A 15,377-nucleotide genomic window follows, 5' to 3' on the forward strand; every position below is an offset into this window, starting at 1 on the left:
AAATTGGAGAATATAAATGAAAAAAGCTTTAATCACTGGGATAAATGGTCAGGATGGTTCATATCTGGCAGAATTATTATTAGAAAAAGGATACAAAGTTTATGGACTCATAAGAAGGAAAAGTGTGACCACTTTTGGAAATATAGAGCATAGAAAAGATGAAATAAAATTTATATATGCTGATATGACAGATTTAGTTTCATTAATAAATGCAATGCAAATTTCTCAAGCAGATGAGGTTTACAATTTAGCAGCTCAATCGTTTGTGGGAACCTCTTGGGAACAACCTATTACAACTGCAGAAATTGATGGAATTGGAGTTTTGAACATACTTGAAGCTATAAAAATAGTAAAACCTGAAGCAAAATTTTATCAGGCCTCTACAAGCGAAATGTTTGGATTAGTCCAAACGGTACCTCAAAATGAAAATACACCTTTTTATCCTAGAAGTCCATATGGAGTAGCAAAACTTTATGGCCATTGGATTACTAAAAATTACAGAGAGAGTTATGACATGTATGCATGTTCAGGAATATTGTTTAATCATGAATCTGAAAGAAGAGGAAAAGAATTTGTTACTAGAAAAATAACAGATGCAGTTGCTAGAATAAAATTAGGTGTACAAGATATTTTAGAATTAGGAAATTTAGACGCTAAACGTGATTGGGGGCATGCAAAAGATTACGTTAGAGCAATGTGGTTAATGTTGCAGCAGGATAAAGCAGATGATTATGTAATTGCAACGAATGAAACAAGAACAGTTAGAGAGTTTGTTGAAAAAGCCTTTAAATGTGTAAATATAGACATAATTTGGGAAGGTAAAGAAGTTAATGAAGTAGGTAAAGATTCTAAAACAGGAGAAATAATTGTTAGAGTAAATCCTGAATTCTTTAGACCAGCAGAAGTTGATATTTTAATTGGAAATACTGCAAAAGCTGAAAAAGTATTAGGTTGGAAAAGAGAAATATCTTTTGCTGAACTAGTTGAGAGAATGGTTAAAAATGATCTAAAAAATATTCAGAAGGAAATTAAATTAAAATCACTTTAATGAAGGAGATTCTTAATGAAAAAAGTATTAGTAACAGGAGTTGATGGTTTTGTTGCAGGATATTTGTCTGATTATCTTTTTAAAAGTGGTTATGATGTTTATGGGACAACAATAAGTGAAACTTATAAAAATGATAAAATAAAGATATTTAAGATGAATCTGCTAGATGCAGAAAATGTTAGCGATGTAATAAAAAATATAAGTCCAAATATGATTTTTCATTTAGCTGGACAAAGTGCAGTAGGACTTTCATGGCAAAAACCAGTTTTAACAATAGATGTTAATGTAAATGGTACTTTGAATCTATTAGAAGCTGTGAGAATTAATAATATAAATTCTAGAATACTAATCATTGGGTCAAGTGATCAGTATGGAACTATAAAACCTGAAGATTGTCCAATTAAAGAAACACAATTACAGAATCCTCAAAGTCCATACGGAATTAGTAAAAAAACACAGGAAGAAATTGGTAAATTATATGTAAAAGCTTATAAAATGAATATTATATTCGTAAGAGCATTTAATCACATTGGCGCTAGGCAAGGTAAAAATTTTGTTGTTCCTGATTTTGCAAGTAAAATTGTAAAAATCGAAAAAAGTGCAGTTCCTGTATTAAAAGTTGGAAATTTAGATACTTTGAGAGATTTTACCGATGTAAGAGATATTGTTAGAGGGTATCTAATGTTACTTGAGAGTGGAAAAATAGGAGAATCATACAATATAGGTTCAGGAAATGTTATAAAGATAAAAGATATTTTAAAAAAATTAATAAATTTATCAAGTAAAAAAATAAAAATTGAAATAGATAAAGAAAAATTTCGACCAGTTGACGTACCAATAGTACAATGTGACAATTCAAAAATTAAGAAAGATACGGGATGGAGTCCAGAAATTTCTATTGACGAAACTTTAAAGGAAGTTTTGGAATATTGGAGAGGAAAATAAATTATGAGAATTATAAAAGAATTATATGACTATCGTGAAATGATTTCAAACTTAGTAAAAAAAGATTTAAAAGTTAGATATAAGGGTTCAATATTGGGTTTTTTGTGGACATTTCTGAATCCTCTTTTGCAATTAGTTGTTTATACAATAGTGTTTTCAACAATTATGAGAGTAGATATTGATAAATACTACATTTATTTATTTGTTGGATTAATACCCTGGATATTTTTTGCTTCTAGTATACAAGTAGGGGCTGTGAGTATAATGATGAATAAAGATTTAATAAAAAAAATATACTTTCCAAGAATAATATTACCAATAGTAACAAGTAATTCAGCGTTTATGAATATGTTTTATAGTATGATAGTTGTATTGTTAACAATATTAGTCAGTGGTATTGGTTTTAGTAAATATATGTTACTTCTACCAGTTGTCATGGTTGTACAATATATTCTTGTGTTGGGAATGACTTTTATATTTTCAGCTTTAAATGTATTTTTTAGAGACTTAGAATATATTTTAAACATAATAGTGATGATGTGGTTTTATTTAACTCCGATAGTTTATAATATTGATATGATACCAGAAAGACATCGTTTTTGGTTTTATTTAAATCCAATGACAGGAATAATAAATTTTTATAGAGATATTTTATATTACAAAAGAATGCCAAGCTTTAATTCGTTTGGAGGTATACTAATTTATGGAATAATCATGATTATCATTGGATATTTTGTATTTGAAAAATTACAAAAAAACTTTGCGGAGGAACTATAATGACGAAAGATGTTGTAATAAGTGTAAAAGATGTAGAAAAGAGCTTTAAAATATATAGTGATAAAGGATATACTTTAAAAGAAAGATTGCTTTTTTTTAAACAGAGAAATAGTTATACGAGACATGAAGTTTTAAAAGGAGTAACATTAGAAATTGAAAAAGGAGAGGTTATTGGATTAGTTGGACATAATGGCTGTGGGAAAAGTACATTGTTAAAATTAATGACAAAAATAATTTATCCTGACAAAGGGAAAATAGAAATAAATGGAAAGATCTCAAGCCTTTTGGAATTAGGAGCAGGATTTCATCCTGATATGACTGGAAGAGAAAACATTTATACAAATGCTTCTATTTTTGGACTTACGAAAAAAGAAATAGATGCTAGATTAGATGATATCATAGAATTTTCTGAATTAGAAGAGTTTATAGATAGTCCTGTTAGAACATATTCTTCAGGAATGTATATGAGGCTGGCTTTTTCTGTTGCAATAAATGTTGATGCAGATATTTTATTGATTGATGAGATTTTGGCAGTTGGTGATGCTAGATTTCAGGCAAAGTGTTTTAATAAAATGTTGGAGTTAAAAAAAAGTGGAATTACGATTGTGATAGTGTCGCATGATTTGGGATCAATCGAAAGATTATGTAATAGAGCTATATGGATTGAAAATGGCAAAATAAGAGACGAAGGCATACCTCATGATATTGTTGCAGAATATTTAGATGACATTATGAATAAAGATAAAAATGAAAAAATTAAAATAAAACCTAAAGATAAAGCGAATGAGCAAGAAAAAAATAAAGAAGAATCTGAAGAAAAAAATATTGAAAAAAAAGAGGATAAAAAAGATAAAAATCGAACTGGAAATAAAGATGTTGAGATTATTGATATAAAACTATTGAATGAAAAAGATGAGGTAAGCGATACCTACAATTCAGACGAAAAATTAAAAATACAAGTTAAATATAAAAGGAATAACAATAAATTAAAAGATTCTGTTTTTGGTTTTGGAATTTTTAGAAATGATGGATTAAATTGTTATGGAACAAATACCTTTATTGATAATTTTGGAAAATTAAAGATTCAAGATGAGGGAATTGTTGAAGTAATAATTAATCATATTCAATTACTGGAAGGTAAATATTATTTAGATATAGCTTTTCATGATGAATATGGAAAACCTTATGATTATGTAAGAAAAATAGAAAATTTTAGTGTTTATAGTATTTTAAAAGATACCGGTATATTTAGGGTAAAACATAAGTTTAATCACTTATAGAAAGGAATATATTAGATTATGGAAATAAAAGAAAATGATTTTGAAATAAATATAGATAATATTAATGTTGAAGAAATAATGGCTAAAATTAGACAAAATATAAAAGATAAAGGGTATGTTGAGGAAGAAAAAATTAATAATTTTGATTTTACTCCTAAAATAAATGAAGAAGATAATTTTAGATATGATTTAGATACATTAAATCGTGTTTGGAATGTTAATTTAGAAAGAGAAATTTTATCTAGGAATAAATTGTTTTCATTTGTAAAAAAAGTGATTAGAAAATTAACAAGATGGTATGTAGTTCCAATGATGCAAGATCAGATAACATTTAATTCATATGCTGTTAGAACTATAAATAATTTAAATAAACAAAATGAAAAAATGAAACAAATATTAGATGAAAAAGAAGCCAGAATAAAAAAATTAGAAAAATTAGAAAAAGAAAATGATTTTGATATGGATTACCTTGCTTTTGAAAATAAATATAGAGGATCTGAAGAGAGTATACAAAAATTACAAGAAAAATTTGTAAGATTGTATGCTGGAAAAGATAATATATTGGATATAGGTTGTGGAAGAGGAGAATTTATAAAAACTTTACTAAATGCAGGTAAACAATATGTTTTTGGGATGGATATTAACCCACAAATGGTAGAAAAATGTAAAAAAGATGGACTATCAGTTGAGTTGAGAGATGGAGTGAGTTATTTATATGACAACGATAATCTAAATTTAGGCGGAATATTTTCATCACAAGTCATAGAGCATTTAAAACCATCACAAATAGTAAAATTAATAAAAGGAGCGTATAAAAATCTTCAAGAAGGAAGTCCGTTAATTCTTGAAACTATAAATCCAATGGCTTTGGTAACGCAAACTATGGCATATACATTAGATTTGACGCATAGACAGTATGTTCATCCATTTACAATTGAGATGTTACTAAAAGAACATGGATTTAAAAAAGTAGAATTTATTTACAGTTCTCCTGTTGATATAGAAGCTCCTGTACTTAAAGATAACGATATGGATCCAAAAGAATTGGAAAAATATAATGAAAAAATTAGAAGAATGCATGAAATGTTATTTGGATATCAAGATTATGCGGTAATTGCTTGGAAGTGATTAAGATGAAAAAAATAGCATTTGTAGTTCCATGGTATGGGGATAAGATACCAGGTGGAGCTGAAACGGAATTAAGGGGTTTGATTAAAGATTTACAAAAGAATAGAATTGAATTAGAAGTGTTGACAACTTGTGTTGAAAAGTTTGTGTCTGATTGGAATAAAAATTATTATGAACCTGGAGATTATGTAGAAGATAGAATAAAGATAAAACGATTTAAAGTAAGAAAAAGAGATACAAAAAAATTTGATAAAATTAATTTTAAATTAATGAATAATCAAAAAATAACGACAGAAGAAGAACAAAAATTTTTTGAAGAGATGGTTAGAAGTGTTGATTTAGAAAATTATATTGAAAAAAACATGGATGATTATTCATTATTTTGTTTCATTCCTTATATGTTTGGAACAACATATTATGGAGTAAAGAAATCAAAAAAAAAGGCTGTAATAATACCTTGTCTACATGATGAATCATATGCCTATATGGAAACAATAAAAGAAATTTTTAATATTTCATCAGCTTCTATATTTCATGCTAAACCTGAACAAGAATTAGCTAAAAGACTTTATGGTATGGAAAATGTTAAAACACCTGTCTTAGGAGAAGGATTAGATTTTAATATACCAGACAAATTAGAGGGGGTTAAAGAAAAGTATAATTTAAAAAATCCATATATTCTATATGCTGGAAGAAAAGATGAAGGTAAAAATGTTCATCTTTTATTAAAATATTTTAGTATTTTTAAAGAAAAGAATGCTTCTATTGATTTAGATTTAGTACTAATAGGAGGCGGAGAAATACAGATACCTAAAAATATAAAAGAAAATGTTCATGACTTAGGATTTGTAAGCATAGACGATAAATATAGAGCATACGCAAATTCTTTAACCCTGATACAACCTTCTATAAATGAAAGTTTTTCAATAGTAATTATGGAATCTTGGGCTGTTGGAACACCAGTTATCGTAAATGATAAATGTGAAGTAACTAAAAATTTTGCAATAGAGTCAAATGGAGGATTATATTTTAACAATTATTTTGAATTTGAAGAAATCTTGAAATTTTATATTAATAATCCAAATATAGCAAATAAAATGGGACAAAATGGAAAAGAATATGTCTTTAAAAATTTTGATAGAGAAATTGTTACAAAAAAATATATTGATTTCTTTAAAGAGTTAGTAGGTGAGAAAGATTAAGATAATACAAGTTTTACCAACAATTAGTTATGGAGATGCTGTTAGTAATGATGCGATAAATATTGATAAATTTTTAAGAAAGAATGGATATAAAACGGAAATTTATGCTGAAAATATAGATAAAAAATTAAGAGGTAAAGTTTTTAAAATAAGTAAATTAAAAAAAGTAAATAAGAATGATATTTTGATTTATCATAAATCTACTGGGACAGATTTGAGCTTTTTATTAGAAAGATATAAATGTAAAAAAGTTATGAGATACCACAATATTACTCCAGGAAAGTATTTAGAAAAGTATAATAAATATTTGTATAACTTAGTAGAATATGGAAGAAAAGGACTGGAACATGCAAGCAGATATTTTGATTATAGTTTAGCTGTTTCTGATTACAATAAAAGTGAACTTGATGAACTAAAATATAAAAATACAACCACATTACCTATATTAGTTCCATTTGAAGATTACAAAAAAGAGCCTGATAAGAAAGTTATAAAAAAATATTCAGACAGAAAGAAAAATATATTATTTGTAGGAAGAATTGCTCCTAATAAAGCACAAGAAGATGTAGTAAAGTCATTTTACTATTATAAAAAATATGTCAATAAAGATTCTAGATTAATTTTGGTTGGAAATGATAATGGATTTGAGAATTATTCAGATTTATTAAAAAAATTAGTGAAAGAATTGGGATTGGAAAATGATGTTGTGTTTCCAGGACATATAAAATTTGAAGAAATTTTAGCTTTTTATAAAGTAGCAGATTTATTTTTGTGTATGAGTGAGCATGAAGGATTTTGTGTACCGTTAGTTGAAAGCATGTTTTTTGAAGTTCCGATTTTGGCTTATAATAGTAGTGCTATAAAAGATACTTTGGGAAATAGTGGAGTAATTGTAAATAAAAAAGATTATTTCTTAATATCAGAATTAATGAATTATATTCTTTCAGATGAAAATGTTAAAAAAGAAATAATCAAGAATCAAAATAAAAGGCTTGAGGATTTTCAATTGGAAAAAGTTGAAAAACAATTATTGGGATTTATTAAGCGAATAGGTGGATAGTATGAAAAAAAAGATTTTATTTGTTGTTCAGAGATATGGTTTGGAAGTTAATGGTGGAGCAGAACTGCATTGCCGACAATTAGCTGAAAGACTTAAAGATGAATATGATGTATCAGTTTTAACAACTTGTGCAATAGATTATGTCACATGGAAAAACGAGTATAAAGAAGGAATAGAACATATAAATGGTGTTAAAGTTATAAGAAAAAAAGTTGATTTTGAAAGGAATCAAAAAAAATTTAATAAAATATCTGCAAAATTAAATAATGAAAAAGATAATATAAATTTAGGAATAGAATGGCAAGAAGCTCAAGGTCCTCATTCATCAGAATTGATAAAATATCTTGAAGATCATAAAGATGACTATGATGTCATTATTTTCCTTACATATTTGTATTATACAACTTATTTTGGATTAAAAGTTGCACCAGAAAAAAGCATATTAATTCCTACGGCTCATGATGAACCACCAATATACTACAGTATTTTTAATGAAACTTTCAATTTACCAAAAGCAATATTGTATTCAACTACAACAGAAAGAGATTTTGTAAATAAAAGATTTAAAAATGATTATATAGAAAGTGATATAGTTGGTTTAGGTGTAGATATTAATGAAAATGCACAAGATATTGATTTAGAAAAAACTTTTGATATAAAAGATGACTATGTTGTTTATATAGGTAGAATTGATGAATCTAAAGGCTGTAAAGAGATGTTTGAATATTTTTTAGAATATAAAAAAATATACAATAGTAATTTGAAATTAGTATTAGCTGGAAAAAGTGCTATGGAAATACCTGGAAATAAAGATATAGTTACTTTAGGGTTCGTATCTGAAGATGAAAAGGTCAATTTAATCAGGAAATCCAAATTATTGATATTACCTTCAAAATTTGAGAGTTTATCATTATCTACTTTAGAAGCAATGTATTTAAAAGTTCCTGTTTTATTGAATGGAAAATGTGAAGTTTTGAAACAACATGCTATTTTAAGTAATGGTGGGTTGTATTATGAGAATAAATGGGAATTTATAGAAACATTGGACTATTTGATTAGAAATTCTAAAATTGCTGAGAGAATGGGAGAAAATGGGAGAAAATATGTAGATGTGAATTATAAGTGGGATGTTATCATTGAAAAATTAAAAAAAAATATTGAAAATCTGATTATGATTTAGAAAAGAGGTATAAAATTTTGAAAAGAGAAAAAATATTAAAAGAATTAATTATTGTATTTATTTTAACTTTAATATTAACAGGAATAATTCTCAAAATAAATTATATGAAATTTGAAATCCCTCCAGCTTACATTGGAGATGGATGGTATTTATCATATAATGTTAAAAATATCCAAGATTTTGGATGGTGGTTTAAAAACCCTAATGTAGGAACACCTTTTGGAGCAGATTTATACGATTATCCGTTTTATTTTGATAGTTTATTTTTATTTGTATTTAAAATAATATTATGTTTCTGTAAAAGTTGGGGAAAAGCAATAAATATATTTTATATTGGAATTTTTCCATTAACTTCAGTAACAAGTTATTACACTATGAGAAAATTAAAAATTAATAAATTAATATCTTTTTTAGGCTCTCTATGTTTTACATTTTTACCGTATAGATTTTTTAGAGGTGCAGCGCATTTTTATTTATCTTGTTATTTTTTTATACCATTAATGTTTTTATTTTTATATAATTTTCAAATAAATACTAAAGAATTTAAATTTAAAGAATTTACAAAAAACAAAAAGAATATTTATATAGTGTTATTTTTATTTTTAATTTCAATTAGCGGTATATACTACACTTTTTTCTTCTGCTTTTTTTTATTTATTTCTTTTATTACAAAAATAGATTTTAAAAACAGAAATAAATTAAATAGTTTTTATGAAATTATGTACTATTATGCGATTATATTATTTTCTATTATCTTAGTTTATATTCCAGGATTTATACACAAGATAACTAATGAAAAGAATTTAGAAGCTCCGATCAGATTTGCTAAAGAAGCAGATATGTATTCTTTAACAATAGCAAGACTGTTTATTTCATCTAAATATCAACAAATGATAGGATTTCATAAACTGAAATCATCATTAGAAGATTATTTGCAATATTTACCAAGAGGAGAAGGTACAGGAGTTGAATATTTAGGAATAATAGGAATAGTGGGGATACTATATTTATTGTTAATATTGTTTAAAAAAAACACTAAATATAATATGAAGATAAATTTATTAAAAAATCTTAATATATCAGCAATATTGTTGGGAACTTCATCAGGATTTGGACTATTATTTGCCATAATAGTTTCTCCACAAATAAGAGCATACAATAGAATTTCGGTTTTTATTGCTTTTTTTGGAATTTTAACAGTTTGTATTTTATTAAATAACTTTTATAAAAATATAAATAATAATTTTTATAAAAAAATATTTACAATTATTATAATAATTATATTTGGTTTAACAATTTTAGAGCAAATTCCAAATAATATAACATATAAAGATTCAAGAAAAACGTACATTAAAGAATTTAATAGTGATAAGAAATTTGTTCAGAATATAGAGAAAACACTCGGAAAGGAAGGAATGGTGTATCAATTTCCTTATCATAAATTTCCAGAAGGGGGTCTTGGTCCACAAGATTATCAATTATTTAAAGGATATTTTCATTCTAAAAATTTAAAATGGAGTTTTGGAGGATATAGAGGTAGAAAATCAGATATGTGGAATAGAGATGTAGCTAATCTTCAAATAGAACAATTATTAAAAAAAATTTCCATAGTAGGTTTTAATGGAATTTATTTAGATCGTTCAATGTATAAAAATAATGAATATATTAATATTGAAAATAAAATTAAACAAATTACAGGAGTAAATCCTTGTATAAGTGATGATAAAAAATTAGTATTTTTTGATTTAAGAAATTATAGTAATATGATAAAGAGTCATTATACTTCCGAGCAACTTATTAAGGAAAGAAACAAGAATCTGTTAATAATATCTGAGCAAGGTATTTATTCGTTAGAAATTGAAAAGGATAAAAAATGGAGATGGACTGAAAAAGATTTTGAATTTATAATTTCAAATCAGAATCCAAATTCAGAATTTTCTTTAGAAGCAGATATGTTTTCCGGGTATCCTCAAGATTCTGAACTATTGATTGATTATAATGGAAAAAAACAAAAAATAATAATTAATGATAAAGGAACTAAGTTAAAGTTAAATTATAAATTATCTATAGGAAAAAATATCATAAAATTTACTACAAATGCTCCAAAAATAAATGCACCTGGTGATAATAGAAAAATGTATTTAAGATTTGAAAATTTGAAAATAAATGAATAATAATTATAGGAGGCAAATAATGAAGGTAGTTATATTGGCTGGGGGATTAGGAACAAGATTAAGTGAAGCAACTCATGCGATTCCAAAACCAATGGTAGAAGTTGGTGGGAAACCAATGTTGTGGCATATTATGAAAATTTATTCACATTATGGATTTAATGAATTTGTAATTTGTTGTGGATATAAAGGAAATGTAATAAAAGAATATTTTTTAAATTATTTTTCACGTATGAGTGATATTACAGTAAATTTAAAAAATAATGAAGTTGAGGTACATAAATCTGATAGTGAAGATTGGAAAGTGACATTGGTTGATACAGGAGCAAGTACTTTGACAGGTGGAAGAGTAAAAAGAATACAAGAGTATATTGGTAATGAAACATTTTTACTTACTTATGGTGATGGAGTGGCAGATGTTAATATAAAAGAACTTGTTGAATTTCATAAAAAAAAAGGTGGGAAATTGACAGTTACAGCATATCAGCCACAAGGGAAATTCGGTTCGCTAAATATATCTGAAGATAGTAATGTGAACAGTTTTACAGAAAAACCTGCTGGAGATAATATGTGGATAAATGCTGGATATTTTGTGTGTGAACCAGAAGTATTTGACTATATTACTCATGGAGATGAAACTGTATTTGAAAAAGAACCATTGGAAAATTTAGCAAAAGATGGGAAAATGAGAGCATTCAAACATACAGGATTTTGGAAACCTATGGATATTCTAAGAGATAACAGAGAATTAAATTCAATGTGGGAAAATAATAAAGCTCCTTGGAAAGTATGGGAATAAGAAAGGAGAAGAGTGATGGAATACTTTAATAATGTTTATAAAAATAAAACAGTATTAGTTACAGGGCATACAGGTTTTAAAGGTTCTTGGTTGTCTATTTGGTTAAGAGAATTGGGAGCAAATGTAATTGGTTATGCACTTGATCCTTATACTGAAAAAGATAATTTTGTACTTACAAAATTGGAAAATAAAATAACGGATATTCGTGGTGATGTTAGAGATAAAGAACATTTAGAAAAAGTTTTTGAGCAATATAAGCCAGATTTTGTTTTTCACCTTGCAGCACAGCCTTTAGTTAGGTTATCTTATGATCAGCCAGTTGAAACTTATGAAGTAAATGTAATGGGAACAATTAATGTTATGGAATGTATAAGAAAAACACCTGAAACTAAAGTGGGAATAATGATAACAACTGATAAGTGTTATGAAAATAAAGAACAAATTTGGGGATATAGAGAAAATGAAGCATTTGGAGGGTATGATCCATATTCTTCTTCCAAAGGTGCAGCAGAAATTGCAATAAGTTCTTGGAGAAATTCATTTTTTAATTCTAAAGATTATGAAAAACATAAAAAAAGTATAGCTAGTGTAAGAGCAGGTAATGTTATAGGTGGTGGCGATTGGTCATTAGATAGGATAATTCCTGATTGTATAAGAGCTTTGGAAAAAGGGGAAGCAATAAGCATAAGAAACCCAAAGGCTATAAGACCTTGGGAACATGTTTTAGAGCCTTTGAGTGGATATTTGTTGTTAGGGCAAAAAATGTATGAAGCCCCATCTAAATATTGTGAAGGTTGGAATTTTGGTCCAAATCTTGATTCAATTGTTCCTGTTTGGGAAATTGGAGAGAAAATAATAAAATATTATGGTTCAGGGAGATTAGAAGATAAATCTAAAAAAGGTGAACTTCATGAAGCGAAACTATTAGCTTTGGATATTACAAAGGCACGATTTAATTTAGGGTGGAAACCTAGATGGGATATTGATAAGGCTATAGAGAAAACAGTGGAGTGGTATAAAGAGTATAGTAATGAAAATGTTTATAAATTGTGTGTGAAACAAATAAAAGAATTTATAGGAGAATAAGATGAAAGAGAAAGTTTTGATAACTGGAGCGGCAGGATTTGTTGGTGCAAATTTGGTTAGAGGTCTTTTAAAAGAGAATAAATATGAAATACATATATTAACACGTAAAAGTAGTAACTTATGGAGATTGAAAGATATTTACTCTAAAATTATAGATCATAAAGTAGATATTTTAGATAGAGAAAAATTATTCGAAGTTGTGAAAGAAATAAATCCTAAGAAAATTTGCCATCTAGCAATATATGGAGGTTATCCTTTTCAAAAGGATGATAAAAAAATAATAGATACAAATTTTACAGGAACAATAAATTTATTAGATGCTTTAAAAGAAGTGGATTATGATTGCTTTATTAATACAGGTAGTTCATCAGAATATGGAGAAAAAAAAGAACCTATGAAAGAAACTGATATATGTGAACCAAATACAGTGTATGGTGTAGCAAAAGTAGCTTCAACAATGTATTGTAATTATATAGCTAAAACAGAAAATAAAAATATAGGAACATTAAGACTTTTTTCTATTTATGGAGATTATGAAGAAAAAGGAAGACTAGTGACAACATTATTTACTGATTTAATAAATCAGAAAGATGTTAAATTAGGAAATCCTGAAGCTGTTAGAGATTTCGTTTATGTTAAGGATGTAGTTAATGCTTATAAAATAATTTTAGATAATCCTCAAAAATTAAAGGGGAAAATATATAATATATGCTCAAATAAACAAACAAGTGTCAAAGAAATGGCAGAAAAAATAAAAATAATACTAAATTCAGAAAAAAAATTAAATTTCTCAACTTTAGCGGGTAGAAGTTTTGATACTAAAGTATGGGTTGGAAATAATAGTTTATTTAGAAATGATTATGGTTGGGAGCCTTTATTATTAGAAAAAGGATTAGAAAAAGCTTCACAATGGTTTACAAAAAATATAAATTTGTATAAGGAGGAGAATTAAAATGAAAGATTTAAAAATTATTTCAAATGAAGCCAGAAAAAAAATAATGAATATGAAATATCGTTCAAAAAGTTCTCATATAGGAGCAGCATTTTCTGTACTTGATATTTTAGTCTATTCTTATTTTAAAGGTTTGAATATTACAAAAGAAAATTTAGATGATAATAATAGAGATAGATTAATTTTGAGTAAAGGGCATGCAAGTGCCGCTATTTATACAACTTTATCATTAAGAGGTTTCTTAGAAGAAGAAAAACTGGAAAAATATTACTGTAATGACGGGGAATTGCCAGGACATATTGATATGACGGTTTCAAATTCTTTAGACTTGAGTACAGGGTCATTAGGACATGGATTGTCGGTTGCTACAGGGATGGCTTTAGCAATGAAAATAGATAAAGTCAATAATAGAATAGTTGTTATAATGGGAGATGGAGAAATTGATGAAGGTAGTGTTTGGGAAGCAGCAACGTTTATTTCTAAGGAGAATTTAAAAAATATTTTTATTTTTATTGATTGTAATGGATTACAAGGATATGATAGAACAGAAGATATATTTAAATTTGAAAAAAATAAAAATATGTGGAAAGCTCTTGAATTTGAAGTAATTGAAATAAATGGTCATAACTTTGAAGAAATTGAAAAAGCATATAAATATAAAAGTGATAGACCTATTGTAGTATTAGCTAAAACTATAAAAGGTAAGGGAGTTTCATTTATGGAAGACAAGTTAGAATGGCATTATAAATCTCCTAATTTAGAAGAATTAAAAGCTGGATTGAAGGAATTGGAGGAAGAAATAAAATGAGAACAACTTTTGTAAACGAATTAATGAAATTGGCAGAAAAAGATGAAAGAATTGTATTAATAACTGGGGATATGGGTTTCTCAATGTTTGAAAAATTTAAAGAAAAGTTTCCTGATAGATATTATAATGCTGGAATAGCAGAACAAAATATGGTAGGTATGGCTGCTGGACTTGCTCTACGCGGGAAAAAGCCATATGTTTATTCAATAATTCCTTTTTTAATAATGAGAAGCTATGAACAAGTAAGAGTGGATGTTTGTTATCATGAATTAGATGTTAAATTTATAGGTTCTGGCGGAGGAGTATCGTACGGACATTTGGGAGCAACTCATCATGCTACGGAAGATATAAATTTAATGAGAGGACTTCCTAATATAGAAATTATTGCTCCTGGAGATCCGTATGAAGCTAAAAATGCAGTTGATAAATCATATTTAAATAAAAAACCTACGTATATAAGATTATCTAAAAATAAAGATCCTTTTTTACATAAAAATTTAAAAGATGAAGATTTTGAAATAGGAAAAGCAATCTGTATGAAAAAATCAGGAAATATTGCAATAATAGCAACAAGCAATATGTTAAATCAAGCTGTGGAAGTATCTAATGAATTGGATAATTTAGGAATAAAAAATTCTCTTTATAGTTTTCATACTATAAAACCTATGGATAAAGAAACTTTAGATAAAATATTTAAAAATTATAAATATATTGTAACAATGGAAGAACATAATATTATAGGTGGATTATATGGAGCAATTATGGAAGAATATGGAAAAGGTGTTATAAATGATTATTCAATAGAAAAAGTTTTACCTATTGCAATTAATGATAAATTTTCACATCATGTGGGAGATCAAAATAATATAAGAAAATATTTTGGAATAGATAAAGATAGCGTAATAAATAAAATAAAAGAAATATTGAAATAAAAAGGAGTT

General features: G+C 26.5%; 14 protein-coding genes. All 14 read left to right on the forward strand.

What is annotated here, in order from left to right; all coding sequences use genetic code 11:
• The first annotated feature begins 16 nt into the window (after nucleotides 1-16).
• From gmd to HW276_RS00980, 14 genes are read left to right on the forward strand one after another with little or no spacing between them, the layout of a single operon-like run.
• Nucleotides 17-1,048: a GDP-mannose 4,6-dehydratase gene (gene gmd, locus HW276_RS00915; RefSeq protein WP_178937058.1), complete on the forward strand. Its 1,032-nt coding sequence runs from the start codon at nucleotides 17-19 to the stop codon at nucleotides 1,046-1,048.
• Nucleotides 1,049-1,063: 15 nt separating this feature from the next.
• Nucleotides 1,064-1,993: a GDP-mannose 4,6-dehydratase gene (locus HW276_RS00920; protein WP_178937059.1), complete on the forward strand. Its 930-nt coding sequence runs from the start codon at nucleotides 1,064-1,066 to the stop codon at nucleotides 1,991-1,993.
• A 3-nt stretch (nucleotides 1,994-1,996) separates the two neighbouring features.
• Complete coding sequence (locus HW276_RS00925) at nucleotides 1,997-2,770, forward strand: ABC transporter permease (RefSeq protein ID WP_178937060.1); 774 nt, start codon at nucleotides 1,997-1,999, stop codon at nucleotides 2,768-2,770.
• Nucleotides 2,770-4,050, forward strand: a complete 1,281-nt coding sequence (locus HW276_RS00930) for an ABC transporter ATP-binding protein (protein ID WP_178937061.1) — start codon at nucleotides 2,770-2,772, stop codon at nucleotides 4,048-4,050. Before HW276_RS00925 ends, HW276_RS00930 begins: the two co-directional genes overlap by 1 nt.
• 18 nt (nucleotides 4,051-4,068) lie before the next feature.
• On the forward strand, nucleotides 4,069-5,178 hold the full coding sequence (locus HW276_RS00935; RefSeq protein ID WP_178937062.1) for a class I SAM-dependent methyltransferase: 1,110 nt from the start codon (nucleotides 4,069-4,071) through the stop codon (nucleotides 5,176-5,178).
• Between the two features lie 5 nt (nucleotides 5,179-5,183).
• A complete protein-coding gene (locus HW276_RS00940) occupies nucleotides 5,184-6,380 on the forward strand; it encodes a glycosyltransferase family 4 protein (RefSeq protein WP_178937063.1) in 1,197 nt (398 codons plus the stop codon).
• The gene (locus tag HW276_RS00945; RefSeq protein ID WP_218974985.1) at nucleotides 6,367-7,440 is read left to right on the forward strand and encodes a glycosyltransferase; all 1,074 of its coding nucleotides are present in this window, start codon (nucleotides 6,367-6,369) and stop codon (nucleotides 7,438-7,440) included. Before HW276_RS00940 ends, HW276_RS00945 begins: the two co-directional genes overlap by 14 nt.
• Nucleotide 7,441: 1 nt before the next feature.
• Entirely contained in the window at nucleotides 7,442-8,620 is a 1,179-nt protein-coding gene (locus HW276_RS00950; RefSeq protein ID WP_178937064.1) for a glycosyltransferase family 4 protein, read from the forward strand.
• Between the two features lie 17 nt (nucleotides 8,621-8,637).
• Nucleotides 8,638-10,794 carry a hypothetical protein gene (locus tag HW276_RS00955; RefSeq protein WP_178937065.1) on the forward strand — a complete coding sequence of 719 codons (2,157 nt, stop codon included), beginning with the start codon at nucleotides 8,638-8,640 and terminating at the stop codon, nucleotides 10,792-10,794.
• 19 nt (nucleotides 10,795-10,813) lie between these two features.
• On the forward strand, nucleotides 10,814-11,590 hold the full coding sequence (rfbF, locus tag HW276_RS00960) for a glucose-1-phosphate cytidylyltransferase (protein WP_178937066.1): 777 nt from the start codon (nucleotides 10,814-10,816) through the stop codon (nucleotides 11,588-11,590).
• 15 nt (nucleotides 11,591-11,605) lie between these two features.
• A complete protein-coding gene (rfbG, locus tag HW276_RS00965) occupies nucleotides 11,606-12,676 on the forward strand; it encodes a CDP-glucose 4,6-dehydratase (RefSeq protein ID WP_178937067.1) in 1,071 nt (356 codons plus the stop codon).
• Nucleotide 12,677: 1 nt separating this feature from the next.
• Nucleotides 12,678-13,628 (forward strand): NAD(P)-dependent oxidoreductase, encoded by a 951-nt coding sequence (locus HW276_RS00970; protein WP_178937068.1) that lies wholly within the window; start codon nucleotides 12,678-12,680, stop codon nucleotides 13,626-13,628.
• Nucleotide 13,629: 1 nt separating this feature from the next.
• Nucleotides 13,630-14,436 carry a transketolase gene (locus HW276_RS00975; RefSeq protein WP_178937069.1) on the forward strand — a complete coding sequence of 269 codons (807 nt, stop codon included), beginning with the start codon at nucleotides 13,630-13,632 and terminating at the stop codon, nucleotides 14,434-14,436.
• Complete coding sequence (locus tag HW276_RS00980) at nucleotides 14,433-15,368, forward strand: transketolase family protein (protein ID WP_178937070.1); 936 nt, start codon at nucleotides 14,433-14,435, stop codon at nucleotides 15,366-15,368. Before HW276_RS00975 ends, HW276_RS00980 begins: the two co-directional genes overlap by 4 nt.
• Nucleotides 15,369-15,377 lie beyond the last annotated feature (9 nt).

Origin of the sequence: Leptotrichia sp. oral taxon 417, assembly GCF_013394865.1 — a bacterium.
GTDB classification, from domain to species: Bacteria; Fusobacteriota; Fusobacteriia; order Fusobacteriales; family Leptotrichiaceae; genus Leptotrichia; species Leptotrichia wadei_A.

Excerpts from the sequence above, each read along its gene's own strand:
- gmd (WP_178937058.1), top strand. The coding sequence starts at position 17 with ATGAAAAAAGCTTTAATCACTGGGATAAATGGTCAGGATGGTTCATAT.
- HW276_RS00920 (WP_178937059.1), top strand. The coding sequence starts at position 1,064 with ATGAAAAAAGTATTAGTAACAGGAGTTGATGGTTTTGTTGCAGGATAT.
- HW276_RS00925 (WP_178937060.1), top strand. The coding sequence starts at position 1,997 with ATGAGAATTATAAAAGAATTATATGACTATCGTGAAATGATTTCAAAC.
- HW276_RS00930 (WP_178937061.1), top strand. The coding sequence starts at position 2,770 with ATGACGAAAGATGTTGTAATAAGTGTAAAAGATGTAGAAAAGAGCTTT.
- HW276_RS00935 (WP_178937062.1), top strand. The coding sequence starts at position 4,069 with ATGGAAATAAAAGAAAATGATTTTGAAATAAATATAGATAATATTAAT.
- HW276_RS00940 (WP_178937063.1), top strand. The coding sequence starts at position 5,184 with ATGAAAAAAATAGCATTTGTAGTTCCATGGTATGGGGATAAGATACCA.
- HW276_RS00950 (WP_178937064.1), top strand. The coding sequence starts at position 7,442 with ATGAAAAAAAAGATTTTATTTGTTGTTCAGAGATATGGTTTGGAAGTT.
- rfbF (WP_178937066.1), top strand. The coding sequence starts at position 10,814 with ATGAAGGTAGTTATATTGGCTGGGGGATTAGGAACAAGATTAAGTGAA.
- rfbG (WP_178937067.1), top strand. The coding sequence starts at position 11,606 with ATGGAATACTTTAATAATGTTTATAAAAATAAAACAGTATTAGTTACA.
- HW276_RS00970 (WP_178937068.1), top strand. The coding sequence starts at position 12,678 with ATGAAAGAGAAAGTTTTGATAACTGGAGCGGCAGGATTTGTTGGTGCA.
- HW276_RS00975 (WP_178937069.1), top strand. The coding sequence starts at position 13,630 with ATGAAAGATTTAAAAATTATTTCAAATGAAGCCAGAAAAAAAATAATG.
- HW276_RS00980 (WP_178937070.1), top strand. The coding sequence starts at position 14,433 with ATGAGAACAACTTTTGTAAACGAATTAATGAAATTGGCAGAAAAAGAT.